Raw genomic sequence first — 1,662 nt, 5'->3', positions numbered from 1 at the left:
GTGCGCACCGGCCAGGCCCAGGGCGAGAACATCACGCTCGGCGAGTTCAAGACCGAAGTCTGCGGCGGCGTCCTTGCCTATTTCGACTGCGAGTCGAAGATCTACATCGACTCGCGGGTGCTCGCGAGCTTTGCCGACGCCGACAACACCGTGCCGCTCGACGAGGACGGCGAACTCGAGCCGTCGCAGAGCTTCCAGCTCGGAACCACCAGCCAGATCGTCCAGGTCCGCACCTTCCTGCCGTGGAGCCGCATGGTGCCGCTGCTGCCGGTGTCCGGCACCAAGACCTCCGGCGGCGACATGCTGCTGAGCGCGACCTCGATCTTCCGCAACGAACCCTTCCCGAACTGAGCCGGACCATGTTCATGCGCAGCCGTCCTTCCGCATCCCAGACCCTCGCGCGCCGGATCGCGGGCGGGGTCATGCGCACGCTCGGCCGGTTCCGGGTCGCGACCTGCGGCGTCGCGGCGGTCGAATTCGCGCTGATCCTGCCGTTCATCATGATGATGTTCCTCGGCACCTCCGAGATCGGCGAAGCGCTGCGCGTCGCCCGACGCATCGAGCGCATCTCCTTCACCGTCGCGACCTGATCAGCCAGTCCTCGACGATGACCACGGCCCAGATGAACGGCATCTTCGCCGCCGCCAACGCCCAGATCGCGCCCTATGGCACCGGTGACCTGAAGATCGTCGTCAGCGTGGTCAACGACAAGAACAAGATCGTCTGGTCGCAGGCCAATGCCAACGCCTCGGCCCGCTCGGCCGGCGCCAACGGCCCGATCGCCATCGCCAGCGGCGTCATTCCCACCGGCACGCAGCTGATCGTCGTCGAGGTGCAATACCGATACGAGTGGCTGGTCGCGACCGGCTGGCCCGGCTTCGGCGGCGACCACGGCTACGACTTCGACCGCGTGTTCACCGAACGCCCGCGCCTTGGCGACACCATCACATTCTCGAGCTGACGCAGGCACCTTCGCGAACTGACGCCGGTTCCGGCCTGACCCGGGCCGGATCCTGCCGGACCTAGCCCGGCATCCCGCGCGCGCCCAGAAAATGCACGGCCTGCGAACCGGCCTCATAGGCAAATTCCCGGGCAGGACGCATCGGCGCGTCGCGCACGGGGTCACCGGCAACGGCATCTCCTCCGCCGCGATCCGGCCCGAGACCAGCCCGGCGAGCAGCCGGCCGAACACCGTGCCCGGCGCAATCCCGCGGCCGTTGTAGCCGCTGACACACACCACGCCCTCGTCGAGGAGATGGAAGCGCGGCACGTTGTCGGTCGTCATGCCGATCCAGCCATACCAGCCGCTCTCGAAGGCCGTGCCGGCAAGCTGCGGGAACAGGCCGGCCATCGCCCGCTCGGCCCAGCCGCGATGCACCGCCGTGCCGGTGCCGCGCAGGGCGCCGACGCTGCCGAACACCAGCCGGCCGGCCCGGTCGAGCCGGAACGAGGTCAGCACCTCGCGCGTGTCCCAGGCCCCCTCCAGTCCCGGCAGGATCGTGCGCCGCAGGTTGTCGCCGAGCGGCGCGGTGGCGAAGTGAAATAGGGCAGCCGCACCAGTTCGCGCCGGATCTCGCCCCAGGCGCGGTGGTGAAGGCGTTGGTGGCGACGATCACCCGGCCGCGCTGACCGAGCCGCCGGCCGTCGCCAGCCGCCAGTCCG

2 protein-coding genes and 1 pseudogene are annotated in these 1,662 nt (G+C 69.5%); all 3 read left to right on the top strand.

Annotated elements, in window-relative coordinates; all coding sequences use genetic code 11:
* A pseudogene (locus A6302_RS23295) lies at nucleotides 1-351 on the top strand (hypothetical protein); the annotation flags it as partial.
* Between the two features lie 14 nt (nucleotides 352-365).
* On the top strand, nucleotides 366-590 hold the full coding sequence (locus A6302_RS20215; RefSeq protein ID WP_169833645.1) for a TadE/TadG family type IV pilus assembly protein: 225 nt from the start codon (nucleotides 366-368) through the stop codon (nucleotides 588-590).
* A gap of 17 nt (nucleotides 591-607) precedes the next feature.
* Nucleotides 608-961: a hypothetical protein gene (locus A6302_RS20210; protein ID WP_069308511.1), complete on the top strand. Its 354-nt coding sequence runs from the start codon at nucleotides 608-610 to the stop codon at nucleotides 959-961.
* Nucleotides 962-1,662: the final 701 nt, after the last annotated feature.

Origin of the sequence: Methylobrevis pamukkalensis (assembly GCF_001720135.1) — a bacterium.
Taxonomy (GTDB): domain Bacteria; phylum Pseudomonadota; class Alphaproteobacteria; order Rhizobiales; family Pleomorphomonadaceae; genus Methylobrevis; species Methylobrevis pamukkalensis.
This window is presented reverse-complemented; position numbering and strand designations above follow the sequence as displayed.